12 protein-coding genes are annotated in these 16,457 nt (G+C 69.7%); 6 read left to right on the top strand and 6 right to left on the bottom strand.

What is annotated here, in order from left to right; translation table 11 throughout:
- The first annotated feature begins 7 nt into the window (after positions 1-7).
- The 3 genes from ACFIMZ_RS13565 (at position 8) to ACFIMZ_RS13555 (ending at position 1,695) form a co-directional block, all read left to right on the top strand.
- A complete protein-coding gene (locus ACFIMZ_RS13565) occupies positions 8-397 on the top strand; it encodes a type IV pilin protein (protein WP_431819969.1) in 390 nt (129 codons plus the stop codon).
- Complete coding sequence (locus ACFIMZ_RS13560; protein ID WP_431819968.1) at positions 394-999, top strand: type II secretion system protein; 606 nt, start codon at positions 394-396, stop codon at positions 997-999. Before ACFIMZ_RS13565 ends, ACFIMZ_RS13560 begins: the two co-directional genes overlap by 4 nt.
- A 75-nt stretch (positions 1,000-1,074) precedes the next feature.
- Entirely contained in the window at positions 1,075-1,695 is a 621-nt protein-coding gene (locus tag ACFIMZ_RS13555) for an HAD family hydrolase (protein ID WP_431819967.1), read from the top strand.
- Between the two features lie 33 nt (positions 1,696-1,728).
- Here the strand turns inward: ACFIMZ_RS13555 and pelG are convergent, their stop codons facing one another.
- The 4 genes from pelG to ACFIMZ_RS13535 form a co-directional block, all read right to left on the bottom strand.
- Positions 1,729-3,099, bottom strand: coding sequence for an exopolysaccharide Pel transporter PelG (gene pelG, locus ACFIMZ_RS13550; protein ID WP_431819966.1), 1,371 nt, complete (start codon positions 3,097-3,099; stop codon positions 1,729-1,731).
- Positions 3,100-3,222: 123 nt separating this feature from the next.
- Entirely contained in the window at positions 3,223-4,881 is a 1,659-nt protein-coding gene (pelF, locus tag ACFIMZ_RS13545) for a GT4 family glycosyltransferase PelF (protein ID WP_431819965.1), read from the bottom strand.
- A gap of 15 nt (positions 4,882-4,896) precedes the next feature.
- A complete protein-coding gene (locus ACFIMZ_RS13540; protein WP_431819964.1) occupies positions 4,897-5,802 on the bottom strand; it encodes a lipopolysaccharide N-acetylglucosaminyl transferase in 906 nt (301 codons plus the stop codon).
- Positions 5,789-7,234, bottom strand: a complete 1,446-nt coding sequence (locus tag ACFIMZ_RS13535) for a PelD GGDEF domain-containing protein (RefSeq protein WP_431819963.1) — start codon at positions 7,232-7,234, stop codon at positions 5,789-5,791. The genes ACFIMZ_RS13540 and ACFIMZ_RS13535 overlap by 14 nt, the downstream gene beginning before the upstream one ends.
- 742 nt (positions 7,235-7,976) lie before the next feature.
- On the opposite strand from ACFIMZ_RS13535, the gene ACFIMZ_RS13530 reads away from it, so the two are divergent.
- Genes ACFIMZ_RS13530 through ACFIMZ_RS13520 form a run of 3 tightly spaced genes read left to right on the top strand, consistent with a single transcriptional unit; the run spans position 7,977 to position 13,627 of the window.
- Positions 7,977-9,083 carry an endo alpha-1,4 polygalactosaminidase gene (locus ACFIMZ_RS13530; protein ID WP_431819962.1) on the top strand — a complete coding sequence of 369 codons (1,107 nt, stop codon included), beginning with the start codon at positions 7,977-7,979 and terminating at the stop codon, positions 9,081-9,083.
- Positions 9,073-12,978, top strand: a complete 3,906-nt coding sequence (locus ACFIMZ_RS13525) for a tetratricopeptide repeat protein (protein WP_431819961.1) — start codon at positions 9,073-9,075, stop codon at positions 12,976-12,978. Before ACFIMZ_RS13530 ends, ACFIMZ_RS13525 begins: the two co-directional genes overlap by 11 nt.
- A gap of 22 nt (positions 12,979-13,000) precedes the next feature.
- Positions 13,001-13,627: a hypothetical protein gene (locus tag ACFIMZ_RS13520; RefSeq protein ID WP_431819960.1), complete on the top strand. Its 627-nt coding sequence runs from the start codon at positions 13,001-13,003 to the stop codon at positions 13,625-13,627.
- Between the two features lie 112 nt (positions 13,628-13,739).
- On the opposite strand, the gene ACFIMZ_RS13515 is transcribed toward ACFIMZ_RS13520, so the two are convergent.
- Both ACFIMZ_RS13515 and ACFIMZ_RS13510 read right to left on the bottom strand, forming a co-directional pair.
- Positions 13,740-14,828 carry an endo alpha-1,4 polygalactosaminidase gene (locus ACFIMZ_RS13515; RefSeq protein ID WP_431819959.1) on the bottom strand — a complete coding sequence of 363 codons (1,089 nt, stop codon included), beginning with the start codon at positions 14,826-14,828 and terminating at the stop codon, positions 13,740-13,742.
- A gap of 496 nt (positions 14,829-15,324) precedes the next feature.
- Complete coding sequence (locus ACFIMZ_RS13510) at positions 15,325-16,425, bottom strand: fatty acid desaturase (RefSeq protein WP_431819958.1); 1,101 nt, start codon at positions 16,423-16,425, stop codon at positions 15,325-15,327.
- Between the last annotated feature and the right edge of the window lie 32 nt (positions 16,426-16,457).

Genomic DNA, 16,457 nt, shown 5'->3' with positions numbered 1-16,457 from the left:
GTGCATCATGAAACCCGCTCGCATGCGCAGACCACGCGGCTTCACGCTGATCGAAATCGTGGTCGTGATGGCCATCATCGGCCTGCTTCTGACGCTGGCCGTGCCGCGCTACCTGCACAGCATCGAACGCGGGAAGGAGCAGGTGCGGCAGCAGAACATCGCGGTGATGCGCAACGCGATCGACCAGTTCTTCGGCGACAACGGCCAGTATCCCGAGACGCTCGACGAACTGGTCGCGAAGCATTACCTGCGCGTGGTCCCGATCGATCCCGTGAACGGCGACGACAAATGGGCGGTGATCGCGTCGCCGGACGAGACCAAGCCGGGGGTCTACGACGTGGCGCCCGCGAGCGGCGCGCAGGGCGAGCCGCCGCACGCGGCGGGGGCGGCGCGATGAGCGCGGCCGGCCGGGCCGCGCGCCGCCCGCGGGCCGCGCGTCAGCGCGGGCTCGTGCTGCTCGCGCTGCTGCTCGCGCTGATGCTGATGTCGATCGCGCTGGCGGGCGCGCTGGACGTCTGGGCGCTGCAACGGCGCCGCGAAGAGGAGAAGCAGCTGCTGTTCGCCGGCGACCAGTACCGCAAGGCGATCGTGCGCTACTACCGCCTGGCTCGCGCTTACCCGGCGAGCGTCGACGATCTGGTGGACGACACCCGTTTCCCGAAGCCGCTGCATCATCTGCGGCGCGCGTATCCGGATCCGCTGACCGGACGGACCGACTGGATGTTCCTGTGGCGAGCCGACCGCTTCTACGGCATCTACAGCAGCGTCGACCAGGCCACCGTCAAGCGTACGGGCTTTCCGCGGCAATACGCGGATTTCGACGGCGAGGAGACCTACGCGAAGTGGAAGTTCCTGTACCTCGCGCCGGGCCTGGCCATGCCGGCCGGCGATGCGGCACCGGCCGATGCGTCGGCCGCGCCCGCGACGGCGGCCAGCGCGCCGAGCCTGTCCGGGTTCGGCGGGTATCTGCCGGGGCAGCAGCGGTCCGGGTTGCGGTGACGCGCGACGGATCGGCGCGCGCGGCGAAGTCTCTGTTATCTTCGGGGCTTCCGAACGACTTTCCGACCGATTTTCATGACCGACCGCATCGTTGCCGCGTTCGATTTCGACGGCACCATCACCACATCCGACAGCTTCCGCCATTTCGTCCGCTCCGCGATCGGCACGCCGCGCTTCGCGTGGGCGGGGCTGCGCGCGCTGCCTTGGATCGCCGCGATGAAGGCGGGGCGGCTGTCGCGCGGCGACGCGAAGGCGAAGTTCGCGTGGTTCGCGTTCGGACCGATGCGCGAGGATGCGCTGGATGCGGCCGCGCGCCGTTTCGTCGCGACGGACCTGCCGCGGCTCGTGCGGCCCGAGATGCTCGAGCGGATTCGGGAGCATCGCGCGCGCGGCCACGAACTCGTGCTGGTCAGCGCGTCGCCGTCGCTGTACCTCGAGAAGTGGGCGAAGACGGCCGGCTTCGACGCGGTGCTCGCGACGCGGCTCGCGTTCGAGCGCGGCGCGTTCGCCGGCCGGCTCGACGGCGAGAACTGCTGGGGGCCGCAGAAGGTCGTGCGGCTGAGCGCATGGTGGGGCGAGCACCCGCCGCAGCAGCTGTTCGCGTATGGTGACAGCCGCGGCGACAAGGAAATGGCCGAGCGCGCGAACTGGGCATGGATTCGCGGGCGGGGGCCGATGCCGCCGATCGATGCGTGACGCTGGACGTGGATCGCGGCGCGTGTGCGCCGCTTACTGCAGCATGAAGATCTCGTATTCGAGCGTATCGAGCTTCCGGTCCAGCCAGCTCATCCCGACGAGCACCACGACGAGCAGCGCGATCGCGAATCCGTACCCGTAGAACACCGGGCCGGCGGCGAGCGACGCCGCGCTCAGGCACCCGTTCAGCGCGCAGAACATCGCGATCAGCGCGAGCGCCGGCCGCTGCCGGTCCAGGTAGATGAAGCTGTTCATGATCGCGAGGAACACTATCTGCAGGCTGGTCGCGATCACCTGCACCGACAGCAGCGGCATGTAGAGCCGCGAGATGCCCATCGCGTCGAGCAGCAGCGGGCCCGTCGCGAGCACGACCAGCACGGTCAGCGTCTGCACCTTGACGATGTCGAACAGCGCGCTGCGCAGCGACTGCGCCATCGCGTCGTGCGCGTACTCGATCTGCTGCAGCGAGCCGCCTTCGCGGATCGCGGTGTTGAACGCGCCGTAATGCCGCGCGAACTCGGTCTCGACGCGCAGCATGAACACCGCCATGCCCGGCGTGATCGCGAGATAGGCGAGGAAGATCGGGATGTCGTAGATGACCGACGCATGCAGCGACCCGATCACCGCCTGTCCGGAGCTCGGCGAATACCAGAACATGATCTTGTCGATCCAGATCCCGAGGTTGTACAGCAAGCCGATCAGCAGCAGCGCGGGATAGTGGTGCGCGCGCCGGAACAGGTCGAACGAGATCACGTGCGACGCCGAGAAGCCGCTGTAGACCCGGATCAGCAGCAACAGCAGCAACAGCGTCTGGCCGAGCACGAAACCGTACAGCAGCCCTTCGACGCCGAAGCGCTTCAGCGCGACCGCGGCCACCGTCGTCACCGCGTAGCCGACGAAGAACGCGCGCAGGATGCCGCTGTACTGCTTGAGCCCCGCGAGGAACACGCTCGCGATCCAGATGTCGCACAGCAGCACGAAGCCGGTGACCATCAGCGCGCGATACAGCGCGCTTTGCGCATCGAACGCGAAGCCGGCGGCGAGCAGGCCCAGCATGATCGCGCCGGCCGTGACCGCGAGCAGCGCGCCGGTGAAGTTCGGCAGGATCGCGTCGAGCTTCCGGTCGAACAGGCGGTCGCTCGTGAAGCGGGTGAGCGTGAGCTGCATCGGGCCGGTGACGATCAGGCTCGCGGCGATCAGGTAGGTCGCGGACACCTGGAAATCCGACACGATCGCGTTCGGCAACAGCGGCGACGCGCCGAGCAGCCCGACCAGCAGGATGCCGACGATCGACCAGATCCACGGCCCGGCGCCGACCAGCCCGGCATACGCATACGCGCGCATGATGCCGAGCAGCGAATTGTGCCGGGCGAGCCGGCGCAGCTTGATTCCGATGGCGGACATCGATCACTCCTTCGTCCCGGGCCCGTTTCCGTCACTTGAAGAGGCGTGCCGGCGACCGGCGCAAGCCCTTCGTTCGCGGCGCTGGCCGCGCGCCGCTGGCCGTGCGCCGCTAGCCGTGCGCCGCTAGCCGCGCGCCGCGTATGGACACGCCGACGCGGCGCCGACTACGCGTCCCGCATCCGGCATGTGCCGGTCCGGCGCGCCGGCCAGCGTCGAGTACAGCGCGCGATAGGCGCCGACCATCCGCTCCTGCGAATAGAAGCGCTCGACGCGTGCGATGCCGGCGGCCTGCGCGGCGCACCACGCGTGGTCGTCGGCGAGCAGCGCGAGCGCCTCGTGCGCGAGCGCGGCCGGGTCGGCGATCGGCACGAGCCGGCCCGCGGCGCCGAGCGCGGCGTCGTCGGCGTCCGAGCCGTGAATCAGCTCGCAGCACGCGCCGACGTCGGTCGCGACGACCGGCACGCCGGCGGCGAACGCCTCGAGGATCACGAGCGGCAGCGCCTCCGAGATCGAGCTGAGCACCAGCACGCCGATCTTCGGCAGCAGCTCGTCGATGCGCTGCATGCCGAGCAGCGTCACCTTGCCCGCGAGGCCGAGGCGGTCGATCAGCTCGCGGCACTCGGCCGCGTACGACGGGTCTTCGCTTTCCGGCCCGGCGATCCAGGCCTCGGCGTCCGGCATCGCCCGCACCACGGTCAGCATCGCGCGGATGAAGGTCTTCACGTCCTTGATCGGCACGACGCGCCCGACCAGGCACACCACCTTCGGCGCCCTGGCGGGCCGCAGCCGGCGCAGCGGCGCGAGGCGGCGCAGGTCGACGCCGTTCGGAATCGTGTGCGTCTTCGGCGGCGGCGCGCCGTCGCCGATCTGGCGGCGCCGGTTGCCTTCGTACAGCGCGACGATGTCGTCGGCGGCCGCGTAGGTCATCTTGCCGAGCGCCTCGAAGAAGCGGGCCCACATCTCGTGGAAGTAGCCGATATGCGACGCGTCGTATTCGATCAGGTTGCGGTTATCGCGGATCCACTGGCTCTGGAACAGCTCGATCTTGCGTTCCTTCGTGTAGATGCCGTGCTCGGAAATCAGCAGCGGCCGCCCCTGGCGGTGCCGCAGCAACGCGCCGAGAAAGCCCGCGTAGCCGGTCGACACCGCGTGATACAGGCGCATCGGGATCAGCTGCTCGGCGATGCGCGCGAGCTGCCACAGCGGCCGGTGCATCAGGCGCACGGACCAGAAATAGTCGGAGAACGACGGATCGCTGCAGTACGCGCGATACTGGTCGGTCAGGAACGTCCACGCTTCCTGGCTGTACAGGAACTGCGCCTCGTCGAGCCGGTGCTCGTCGGTCAGGTCGTCGACGACGCGCCGCACGAGCCGGTTGTCGAGCGGCGCGTCGGCGGGCCGCCGGAGCTGTTCGTGCAGCAGCGCGATCCGCTCGAACGCGTCGCGGTTGGCGGGCACGTTGCGCACATGCCCGGACGGCGGATGGGCGTCGTACAGGTAGTGAAGCTCGACGTGGACGACGTTGGCCGGCAGCGGATAGGACATCTTCGGATAGTCGTCCGGCTTGCTGCCGAGAAAGCACAGGCCGAACGTGTACTCGGGGAACGCGCGGATGATGTCGTGCACCCACGACGACACGCCGCCGCTCACGTACGGATAGGTGCCCTCGAGCAGCAGCCCGATGTCCGCGGACGCCGCGCGCGGCAGCACGTTGCCGAGCGCGTCGGTGACGGTGGCCGGCCGGTTGCCGGGTCGCGTTTCGAGACCGGAGTCGCGCATCATGGTGGACGTTCCTCGTCACGTATTCCAGTAGTCGGCGATCGGCGCGAGCAGGTGCGGCGGCACCGCCGGCAGGTCGTCGAGGCAGCGCCGCACGGCCGCGTAGTCGCGCCGCAGGTAGGCGATCTCGGCGAGATAGGGCAGCACCCGCATGCGCGGAAAGCCGCAGTCGATCGCTTTTTTCAGCATCGCGTCGGCGTCGTCGAGGCGGCCGGTCTCGAACGCGAGGCGGCCGCGCAGCCGCCACAGCGCGCCGTCGAGCGGCTGGTGGCGCAGCGCGCACGCCGCGTGCGCGTCGCCCTGCTCGAGCGCGTTGCGATAGACGTCGCCTTCGACGAGGCGCGCGTAGACCAGCTCGCAATACAGTTCGGCGAGCGTCTTGTCGACGCGGTAGCGTTCGTCGTCGGACAGCCGCCGCGCGAGCCTCGCGCGCTCGACGGCGATCTGCTGCGTGACGCGCTTCTCGCTCTTGTCGAGCATGCCGTATGCGAGCAGGCGCACGTCGTCGGCCGGGTCGTTCAGCAGCGCGTGCAGGATCGGGCTGGCGGCGCGCACCGGCATCGTCTGCATCGCGACGAGCGCGGTGACGCGGCGGCCGACCGCCGCGTGCCGGTTCAGCAGCCCTTCCTTCACCTGATGCTCCTGCGCATACGAGAGCGTCGCGAGCAGGTGCGGCGCGAACTGCGGCTCGCGCACGAGCGCGATCAGCGCGCCCTCGTCGAGACGCGGAAACGCGAACGCGCGCAGGCGCGCGGCGAGGCGCGCGATCGCGTCGGCCACGCGGCGGCCGGCCTCGCGCATCGCGATCAGCGCGCGCCCGCCCGGCCACGCCGGTCGCTGACGCGGCGGCGTGGGCGGCGCGGCGCGGGTGGTGCGGGCGCGGGCATTGCGCGACGCGCGCGGGGCAGGGTCACGCGAGGTCATCACGGTCGGCCAGCAGTTGGCGCAGCGCGCCGTCGGACGGCGTGCCGGCGAGCGGCGCCCAGCGCGCGACGACGCGCGCGTCCGTGAAGCCGATGCCGAAGCGGTTGCGCACATCGGTTTCGAGCCGTTGCAGCTGAGCGTCGACGGCGACCTCGTCGCACAGCGGCATCAGGAACACCAGCGCGCACTTGCCGCCGGCGCGCACGACCCACTGCACGTGAATGTCGAGACTGGTCCGCTCGATGTGATCGAAGATCGCCTGCGCCTGATGGCTCGCGTCGAACAGCAGCCGCACCACGGACGACGCGATGCCGCTCGTGCGCTGCAGGTCGGCGAGCCGCGCATATTCGAGCGCGAAGTCGTACGGGCAATCCGGGAACGCCTGCAGCACGTCGCGCGTGACGGCCGCGTGGCGCACGCCGTTCGCGTAGTAGCTGCCCATCACGAACATCAGCTGCAGGTTGTCGGCGGTCAATGCAAGGAACGGCAGCTGCGACACGACGAGCACGCCGATGACCTGGTCGCCGGTGCCGATCAGCGGCGCGCACGCGACGTAGCGGGTGTGCGTGCGGTCGCGCGCGTCGAGCGACTGCAGGTGCGCGAGCGCGAGCTCGTCGAGCGCGGCGACGACCAGCGGATCGTCGGCGTCGAAATCGAACGGCGCGCCGGTTACGGCGACGGGCAAGGCGGCCGGCACGCCGTCGTGCAGCGCGTGGATCTGCGCGGCCTCGATCTGGCACGCCTGCGCGACGGTTTCGAGAAAGCGCTGCGCGCCGGGCAGCGCCGCGTCCGGGCCGGCGTCGTCGTGCAGCATCATCCCGCGCAGCCGCGCGAGCGCGTCGCGCAGCGTCGACGGCCGAACGAGCAGGTCCTGCTCGAGCTGGTCGTGCGACAGCCGCAGCAGGTACTGGTTGTTCGTCAGCACGGACAGGCGTTCGCTCAGGTAGGTGTTCGACACGCGCGCCTGCGACAGCCGGGTGGCCCACGTGTCGCTGAACTGGCCGGCGACCAGCATCGTGATGAAGCCGCCGACGAAGAAGTCGCGCGGAAACACGTCGGCGAGCGGCAGGCGCGCATAGAACACCCCCCATGCGGCGCACAGCAGCGCGCCGCCGCCGAGGCCGGCGACGGTGCCGTAGCGCAGTGCGACGAACAGCGGCAGCAGCCACAGCCACGGGAACGCCTTGCCGATCAGCAGCGGATCGGCGGGGGACAGCACGCGGCACAGCGCGAAGACGACGACGGACAGCACGAGCGTTTCGAGCGCGACATACGCCGCCGCGTGGTCACGCGGCAGCAGCGACGCGAAACGCGCGGCCGACGCGCGCCGCAGGAAGCGCGCGCGCAGGCCGGGACGCGGGACGCGCGGCGGCGCGTCGGCCTGCGCGTCCATGCCCGCGTCGAGTCGTGTCGATTTGGTGTCGATGGCCATCGCTTACCTCGCGCATCCTGATCGTTGTCGTGTGCTGCGGCCGCCGTGCCTGCGGTCATCCTGTGCCTCGCCATGCCGGGATTCGGCTGGCCGTCGCAGGTCTCGACGCCGGTCACCGGTACGGTAACGGTCTGCGCCGTAGATGCTGCTCCTAGCGGGAACGCAAATAACGTACCAGTGATCGGGCGCACCTTGCGCCAAGCGTGGACGGGCGGCGCGCCGCGGCATCGCGCACGCCGAGTCGCGCGCATTTCGTTTCATCGCTGATACATCGGAACCGGTATCAGTGCGCCGCCCGGCCGGCGCGGCTTGCCGCGCACATGTGGGGCGGCATCTGCCGGGTGCGCGTGCAACGGGCTCGCGCATTGCCGTCAAGGCCGGCCGTCGGCGCATGGCGCAGGCCAGGTTGCGGTGGCGCGTAACAGATGTGCAACAGCGTGCGGAAAGGGTTCGCGTTGCCCGCATGCACTACGGGAAAGTCCGCCCCGACGTTTCGTGATCCTGCAGGGTTCCCGCCTTGAACTTCGAAATGTCTTGGTCTATTTCTTGATCCAAGGCATCGCGCATTCATGCGCGATCGATTCGATAGCGCGACGCGTTCGTGTGCAGTCGAGACACGGAAACAGGGAAGGCGCGCCGCGACGCAAGAAAGACAACACAGGGGTTCGCAGTGCAAAGCCAACAGCCGTTGGGCCCGGGGGGCATGGTCATGTTGGGGAGGATTCGACGTCGCCTGGTCGGCGTGAGGACGCTCATTGCGTGTCTCGCGCCGCTGTCGGCGTCGGCGCAAGCCGCTTCTCTCGACACGGCGCCGCTTCCAGCCGATTCCGCCGCCACGTTTGCGGCGCCGCTTGCCACGTCCGACGCGGGCGAAGCGCGCGCGGGCGCCGCCAGCGCGGCCGTCGCGCCGCTTCCCACCTTCGCGTTCTTCTACGGTGCGCACGTGCCGGTCGTCGCGCTGTCGTCATTCGACAGCGTCGTCGTCGAGCCCGACAGCGACTTCGATCCGGGTACGGCCGACACGTCGCACACGACGTGGCTCGCCTACGTGAGCGTCGGCGAAGTGACGACCGCGCGCAGGTATTTCAAGGACATCCCGAAGGCATGGCTGCGCGGCGAGAATCGCGCGTGGGGCTCGGCGGTCGTTGACCAGGCGATGCCGACATGGCCGGCGTTCTATGTCGAGCACGTGATCGCGCCGCTGTGGGCGCGCGGCTTTCGCGGCTTCTTCCTCGATACGCTGGACTCCTATCAGATCATCGCGAAGACCGATGCCGAGCGCTCGCGTCAGCAAGCGGGCGTGGTCGCGGTGATCGACGCGATCAAGGCGCGCTTTCCGTCCGCGCGGCTGATCCTGAACCGCGGCTTCGAGCTGTTGCCGCGCGTGCATGCGAGCGTGTATGCGGTCGCGTTCGAGTCGCTCTATCGCGGCTGGAACCAGGCGCACCAGCGCTATACCGAAGTGACGCCGGCCGATCGGGCGTGGCTGATGCTGCAGGTGGGCGCCGCGAAGGCGTATGGCCTGCCGGTCGTGTCGATCGACTATTGCCCGCCGGCTGACGACGCGTGCGCGCGCGACACCGCGGCACGAATCCGCGCGGCCGGCGTGATTCCGTACGTGACGGGGCCGGCGCTCGACGTCGTCGGCGTCGGCGCGTTCGCGCATGAGCTGCTCGCGTCGGCGCTCGCGGCGCGCGAGGCCATGCGTGCGGAACGCGGCGATGCTCCGCCGGTGGCCGGTGCCGGTGCCGCCGCCGCGCATGCGCATCGCGAGACGACAGGGCGGCCGGGCGCGCCGGCGGTCGGTCCCGTGCAATTCGTCGACATGGGGGCCCGCCGTGCAATCTGACCGCAAACGACTCGTTTCGCCGCTCGGCATCGCCGGCTTCGGCGCGGCCGTCGCGCTGTCGCTCGTCGCGGTGTTTCCGCGCGGCACGCTCGAACGCGCGCTGCTCGATAGCCGCGAGACCGATACGCTCACCGTCGCGTATCTGCGCGCGTGGTTGCGCGCCGACCCGAACAACGCGCATGCCGTCGAGCATCTCGCGCACGAATACATCAGTGAGGGTCGCTACGACGACGCGGAGCGGCTCGTCGCGCAACTGCGCGCGTCGCCGGACGCCGACGTCAGGCTGCGCGCGCAGTTGTCCGGCATCGGCCTCGCCGAGCAGCGGCTCTACGCGCTGCCGGAAGGCGCGCCCGAGCGCATCGGCCGCATTGCGCGTCTCGATGCGCTGCTCAACGACGCGCTCAACGCGCCGTTGTCGCCGGCGCAGCTGCAGATGCTCGCGGTCAAGGCGACCGCGCTGAACGACGGCGGGCTCGCTGCGCGCTACTACCATCGCCTCGCGATGCGCGAGCCGGCGCGCGCGATCTTCTGGCTCAACAAGGAATCGGCCGCGCAGCTCGCGGGCGGGCACTACCGCGAGGCCGCCGACGCGGCGTTCGCGGCGAGCGAACGCGCGACGTCGAAAGCCGAGCGGCGCACGCTGTTCTTCGCGGGGCTGCGCGCGCTGCAGGGCGGCAACCTGCTCGGCGACGCGATGCTCGCCGCGCGCGAGCACGTCGGCGAGCTCGCGACCGATGCGCGCACGCTGCGCTTCCTGATCACGCTGGCGATGGCGGCGGGCCGTCCCGACCTGGCCGCCGACTACACGAGCCAGCTCATGAACCTGCACGGCGCATCGAAGCATGCGGACGCGACGCCGTCGGCGGCGCGGCGCGACGCGGCCGACGTGCCGCGCCTCACGCTCGCGGTATGGCGCTGGAGCGACAGGCCGCGCATCGTTCGCGTCGCGCAGGCGGCGAACGCGGCGGACGCGGCGGATGAATCGGCCGACGAGGCCGCGCCGTCGGCGGCGGAGAAGGCGGGGAAGGCAGGCAAGGCGTCCGGCGAAGCGGCCGAGCCGTCCGACGAGGAGCTCGCGTTCAAGGTCTATCTGCAGAACAGCAAGCTGCGCGAAGCCGAGGAGGTCGCGCGCCACGCGCTCGCGCGCGACCCGAATTCCGTCGTGTGGCACGAGCGGCTCGCACAGGTCGCGACCTGGAACAACCGGCCGCGCGTCGCGCTCGACGCGTACATGTGGCTCGCGAAGACGCGCAACGACGAAGCGTCGTGGCAGCAGGTGCTCAGGCTCGCGCCCGCGCTGCGCGACGATCGCGCGCTGCTCGCCGCGATGCAGCACGAGCTCGGGCGGGGCGGTGCGAAGGTCGATCGCCGCAAGCAGCTCGAATGGATCGATGCGTATGTCGCGATCCAGGAGGGGCGCGCCGATCCAGGCGCGGCGATCCGCTTCCTCGCGATGCAGGCGCACGGCGCGCTGCGCCAGCCGGTGCTGGAACGCACCGCGGCGCTCGCGGAGCGCACCGGCGACGACGCGCTGGCGTTGCGCACGTGGCAGACGCTCGAGCATGACTACGGCCCGAACCCGGCGTACGCGACGAAGATCGCGGTGGCGCTGTACGGCCAGCATCGCTATGCGGAGGCGCTCGCGGCGCTGGAGAAGGCGAAACCCGCGGACACGGCGCGGAACGCCGACGCGTACTGGCGGCTCTATGCGACGCTCGGCAAGCTGGCCGGCAAGCCGGACGTGGTCGTCGAGGGCTCGCGGCACCTGCTGAAGGGCGGCCACGAGACGCCGAGCGACCTCGAGCAGATGATCGACGCGCTCGACGATCAACCGCTCGACGCGGGCCGCGTCGCCGAATATGCGTACCGCCGCACCGGCGAGCTGCGCGACCTGCGGCGCGCGGTGTACTACTACACGCGCGCCCGCGCGTACGCGCGCATCGCGACGCTGCTGAATGCGCTGACGCCCGCGCAGGCGGCCGCCGCGGAACGCGATCCGGAATACCTGATGGCGCGCTCGCAATACTGGCGGCTCGTCGGCGAGCCCGCGCGGGCGATCGACGACGTGCGCGCGGTGCTGCGCATCCAGCCCGACAACGCGAACGCGCAGGTCGCGCTGATCTGGCTGCTGAACGACGCGGGCAGCGCGAGCGAACTGCGCGCCGCGCTGCGCGCGTACCGGTCGCGCGCGACCGCCGACACGCCGCTCGCGGCCGCGTATGCGGCGGCCTACCTGCAGCTCGGCGATGCGCGCGCCGCGTTGCATTTCCTGCGCCTGAACCTGCCGTCGCATCGCGACGACGTGCTGTGGCGGCTGACGGTCGCCGATGCGCTGGAGCTCGACGGGCAGACCGAAGAGGCGTGGCAGATCCGGCGCACCGCATGGAAGAAGCTGCATCGCGAGCGGATCGACCAGCGCCGGCCGCAGCAGATGACGCCGGACGAATACGACATGGCGCGCGTGCGCTTCATCGCGCTCACCGACCGCTTCGCGGGCGGCGATGCGTCGAAGCGGCTGCTGATCGAGCTGCTGCGCCGGGACGAGCAGGCGGGTGCCGCGCCGGCGTCGAAGGCGGCGGCGGATCTCGGCGACCTGTCGATGCTGCCGCCGGCGACCGCGCAGTCGCTGACCCGCCGCGACGAGCGCGACTCGGCGGTCGCGAGCGAGGCGATGCTCGCGTGGAGCCAGTCGCACGACGCGTACGACTTCGAGCGCGACTGGCTCGCGTGGCGCTACACCCGGCAGCTGTCGCAGCCGTCGTACGCGAAAGCGGCGCTCGCGCTGGCGGACGACGATCGCGCGAAGCTGTCGCAGATGCTCGACGATCCGTCCGATCCGATGCCGGTCGCGACGAAGATCGACGTCGAGCAGCGCGCGGGCCGCGTCGAAGCGGCGCAGCAGGATGCGGCGCAGGCGCAGAACCTGCTGCCGGACAACGACGCGATGCATGCGACCTACGTCGACGCGGTGATGCCGACCGCGCAGGCGATCGCGCCGGGCTTCCGGTATCTGCATACGGGGCCGCTGCTGTTCTACGAGACCAGCATCGGCGCGGGCGTGCGCATCACGCCGACGCTCGCGTTCGCATTCCGCTACGTCGACCGCGCGCAGCACGGCGACGCATCCATGCCGGGCGTGCCCGGCAAGGACCGCAATTTCGAGGGCGTGCTGCGCCGCTACGGCACGATCGATCGCGAAGCGCTCGTGCTCGGCCGCCGCAATGCGCTGCGCGACTTCACGACGGTGCGCATCGAAGGCGCGCTGTTCGAGGGCCGGCCGCTGAGCTTCAGCTATTCGCTCGGGCGCAACCAGGAAGCGATGGAGTCCGCGCAGCTGCAGGTCGGCGGCGTGAAGGACAACATCGTCGGCGCGGTCGCGTTCCAGCCGGACCCGCACGTGTTCACGCGGGCGCGCGTCGAATACGCGCGCTTCTACGGGCAGGACCGCTCGTACCTCGGCCACGGCACGCTGATCACCGCGGACGGCGGCTACAAGCTGCGCATCGCGTATCCGGACCTCACGGTGCGCGTCGCCGTCACGCATGGCGAGTACACCGCGAACGGCACGCCGGGCGCGCTGCTGCAGCAGATGGCGCCGAACGGCGTGCCGCTGACGTCGCCGCTGTTCGTGCCGCGAAATTTCACGCAGGTCGCGCTGCTCGGCGGCTTCGGCAACGGGCTGCTCGACGGCTATTCGCGCCGCTGGCGGCCGTTCCTCGAGGTCGGCCCGTTGTACGACTCGAATGCGAAGTGGGGCGAGCGCGTGACGGCGGGCGTCGTCGGCAGCGTGCTCGGCCACGACCAGCTCGGCCTCTACATCACCCATGCCAGCGCGTCGGCGAACCAATCGACGCCCTTCACCGAAGTCGGCATCCGCTATCGCTGGATGTATTGACCTGTCAAGCAAGGAGAGCGAAATGAACGAGAGCGCATTGCCGCATGCGGCGGACAAGCCGGCGCGGCATGGAAGGACCGCCCGCCGCTGGTGGCTGGCGCTGGCCGCGGCGGGCGCGCTGCTCGCCGGCTGCGCGCAGGTCGACAGCGGCCCCGTGTCGCCGTTCGAGGCGAACGGCGGCAACAGCGACCTGCGCATGGCGAACACCGGCTGGGCCGTGCTGCCGATCGAGAACAACACCGAGACCGCGAACGCCGGGCAGCGCGCGGCGTCGATCGTCGCGGGCTTCCTGCGCGCGCAGGGCTACACCGACGTGCGCGAGTATCGCGCGCCCGGCGACGACGGGATGTTCGTCGACTGGACCGGCACGGACGTCGGCAAGGCGAAGAAATGGGCAACCGACAACCACCTGCGCTACGGGCTGACGGGCGCGGTGAACGAGTGGCGCTACAAGGTCGGGGTCGACGGCGAGCCGGCGATCGGCATCGCGCTGCAGATCATCGACCTGCAGACCGGCGCGGTGGTGTGGAGCGGCACCGCGAGCCGCACGGGCTGGAGCCGCGATGCGGCGACGAGCGTCGCGCAGGGGCTGGTGCGGCAGTTGCTGACGCCCGTGGTCGGGGCCGGCGACCGGCGCGCGCATTCGTAGCGTGTGCGCGGCGCCCGGATGGGCGCCGCGTGAAGGCTTGAAACCGGAGGCGGGCGGGGCGCCCGGCCTGCGGTGCGTCACGCGCGCAGCGCGCGCGACGGGGAGCAAGGCATCAGAGGCCCCAGTAGCAGACCTCGTTCTGGCCGGAGCTCGCATCCGACACATACGGCGTGAAGCCGTTCGAGCGGCTCGACGTGTATGCGCTCGACGCATCGGTCGTGTCCGTGCACGAGCCGACGTAGTCGAGCGTCGCGATCCAGAACGGGTGGCCGCCCGGCGCGAGGTTCATGCCCTTCCAGTTCAGCAGCTCCTGCTGCGCCTGGCTGTCGAAGGTCGGCTTGTAGACCTCTTCGTGCGCGATGCCGTCGAGCAGGGTCGGGAACTTCACGCCGCCGGTCGTGCCGAGTCGCGTGACGTCGCTGGTCGCGTTCTGCATCACGATCAGCAGCTTCGGATACTTCTGGCGCAGCTTGCGCACGAGGTCGAGGCCGCCCTGGCTGCACGCGGCGTCGCACGGGCCGTTGGTGGTCGACGTGCCGTGCTCGACGATTTCCAGGTTGTCGAGATAGAAGCCGTCCGCGCCCTGCGCGACGAGGCGCGGTGCGACGTAGTTGAGGATCAGGTTCTGGTAGTCGGCGTTGCCGACGTTCATCCACGTCTCGTCCGAATAGCCCTGGTACGAGCCGAGTTGCGCCGCCTTGTTCGCGCCGCACGACACGAAGCCGCTCGGCGCGCTGTTCCAGTAATCGCGCCAGTGCTCGCACGAGCCGAGGTTCAGGTAGCTCAGCACCTTGTTCTGGCCGTTGTTCTTCAGCGTCACGACGTCGCTCGGCACGAAGTTGCCGACGCCCGGATCGAGGTCGACGTCCATGACCCGGAACGTGCTGGCCGCTCGATTCAGGTCGATGCCCGTGTTGTCGCCGTAGTACGACATCCACGGCGCGGCGACCGTAAAGCCGGGGCCGCCCGGCACGGTCGTCGTCGAGGTCGTGCCGGAAGTCGTCCCGGAAGTCGTGCCGGTGCTCGTGCTCGACGTGCCGGACGTGGACGACGTGCCCGTCGACGAGGTGGAGGTCGAGCCGCCCCAGCCGCCGTTCCACTTCAGGGCGCTGGCGGATTGGGTGCCGCCGTCGTCGCCGCCGCAGGCGGCAAGTGCGAAGGGGAGGATCAGGGAGAGGGCCAACGGGGCTATCTTTCGCATCGGTTGATTCCTGTTCAATGTGGTGCGGAGGCCGGTTGCGCACAACCGGAGGACACCCCTCGACACAACGCCGCGACGAAACGGCGCGCGCGACGACGCGGCGCCCGTGAGGGTCCGGAGCTGCAATCAGGGGAATCGGCAAGCGACGTTCGACGGGCCTGCCGTGGCACCGACAGAGCCGAACGCGTGGCGGCTTTGGACGCCGCCAACTCTCCGCCGTCGCGCACATTCGCCGCGCGCCGGCCTTTCGGAGAGAAGAATATGTTCTTATTTATTGGGCCAATCGATAATTAAATCTGATGATTTAAATCAATTGGAGACCGACTTTAACCGAGCGGGTTTTTTGCACAGGTAACGAGATGTATGCCGCGTAACAATGCGTAAGCGCAGAGGAATGGACGCGAAAAGGCGCGATGCCGCGCGGTGCTGGCGCATCGCGCGGCGAGGCTCAGGTATCGCTTGAACGCGAAGGAATTACCGCTGGTTACGGTTTCTGTTACAAGTCGGCCCGGACGCCGCGCGCCGGGCGATACGACCCCCAGCGATTCGCGCGCGTGAACGTGCCGACGTCGTTGAAGCGCACGCCGGCTTCGCGCAGCGCCGCATGCGCGGTTTTTGCCGTGAGCTGGCGGATGTAGAAAGGGTCGCGCACCACGAAATGATGGATCGCATGCGTGCTTCCGAAGTTGAAGCAGAACAGCTGGAACGGCGCCATCCACCACGGGTTGAGCACCTGCGTCTGCTGGATCACGTTGCGCGAATCGATATCGCCGTAGTAATGCATGTTCGAGCTGACGAAATTGATGCAGAAGCTGCGCACGAAGTTCGGGCCGAGCCAGACCACCGCGAGGAAATCGACGACGCGCATCGCGCGCTCGACGACGGACGGCACCGCGACCGCATAACCGAATGCATGCAGCGCGAACAGGCCGACGTGGTACGCGATGAACGCATGCCACAGCGCGTAGTACAGGTGGCCGAGCGGCATGTACGACGACACCTGCTCGACGCGCAGCCGCGCGCGCTCGGACGCATCCTGAACGGGTTGCGCGGCGACGTACTGCTTGACCTTGCGGCGCATCGCGGCCGGGCGCAGCACGACCGCGAGCATCCCGTCGGCGAGCATCAGCAGGCGCTTCACGCCCCAGCGTTCGCCGTTGGTGATCCCGAATTCCTCGAGGTCCGACTCGCCGCCGGACACCTTGTGGTGATGCAGGTGCATGCGCCGCCGCGTCCACGGATTGATCGTGCCGGGCCGCGCGAGCCAGCACAGCGCCATCATCAGGTGGTACGCCCACGGCGTCCTCTTGAAGTACATCAGGTGGATCAGGTCGTGTTCGAGCTCGTGGATCAGCGACGTCGCGAACGCGGCGAGCGGCAGCGCGGCGTACCACGCGAGCGTGCCGCGCGCATACAGCCACGCGATCGCGAGCAGCGCGGCGACGCACGCGGCCATCACGCCCGCGCCGACGAGGTTCTGATGGTCGAGCAGCGGAAAGCGCGCGCGGATCGCGTCGCTCGCCGCGTTGATCTCGCGGCGCACGTAGGCGACTTTCTCCGCGTCGTTGCGGAACGTGATTCGGGCTCGCTGGCTCATCGACCGGTTTCCTGCAAGAGAGTGGGGCGCTA

It is taken from the genome of Burkholderia sp. F1 (genome assembly GCF_050813845.1).
Classification (GTDB): Bacteria; Pseudomonadota; Gammaproteobacteria; order Burkholderiales; family Burkholderiaceae; genus Burkholderia; species Burkholderia ubonensis.
Note: the sequence above shows the minus strand (reverse complement) of the source record. Positions and strands in the feature narration are given on the sequence as shown.

What these genes read in the sequence shown, in the direction of transcription:
- ACFIMZ_RS13565 (WP_431819969.1), top strand. Translation starts at nt 8, where the DNA reads ATGAAACCCGCTCGCATGCGCAGACCACGCGGCTTCACGCTGATCGAA.
- ACFIMZ_RS13560 (WP_431819968.1), top strand. Translation starts at nt 394, where the DNA reads ATGAGCGCGGCCGGCCGGGCCGCGCGCCGCCCGCGGGCCGCGCGTCAG.
- ACFIMZ_RS13555 (WP_431819967.1), top strand. Translation starts at nt 1,075, where the DNA reads ATGACCGACCGCATCGTTGCCGCGTTCGATTTCGACGGCACCATCACC.
- pelG (WP_431819966.1), bottom strand. Translation starts at nt 3,099, where the DNA reads ATGTCCGCCATCGGAATCAAGCTGCGCCGGCTCGCCCGGCACAATTCG.
- pelF (WP_431819965.1), bottom strand. Translation starts at nt 4,881, where the DNA reads ATGATGCGCGACTCCGGTCTCGAAACGCGACCCGGCAACCGGCCGGCC.
- ACFIMZ_RS13540 (WP_431819964.1), bottom strand. Translation starts at nt 5,802, where the DNA reads ATGACCTCGCGTGACCCTGCCCCGCGCGCGTCGCGCAATGCCCGCGCC.
- ACFIMZ_RS13535 (WP_431819963.1), bottom strand. Translation starts at nt 7,234, where the DNA reads ATGGCCATCGACACCAAATCGACACGACTCGACGCGGGCATGGACGCG.
- ACFIMZ_RS13520 (WP_431819960.1), top strand. Translation starts at nt 13,001, where the DNA reads ATGAACGAGAGCGCATTGCCGCATGCGGCGGACAAGCCGGCGCGGCAT.
- ACFIMZ_RS13515 (WP_431819959.1), bottom strand. Translation starts at nt 14,828, where the DNA reads ATGCGAAAGATAGCCCCGTTGGCCCTCTCCCTGATCCTCCCCTTCGCA.
- ACFIMZ_RS13510 (WP_431819958.1), bottom strand. Translation starts at nt 16,425, where the DNA reads ATGAGCCAGCGAGCCCGAATCACGTTCCGCAACGACGCGGAGAAAGTC.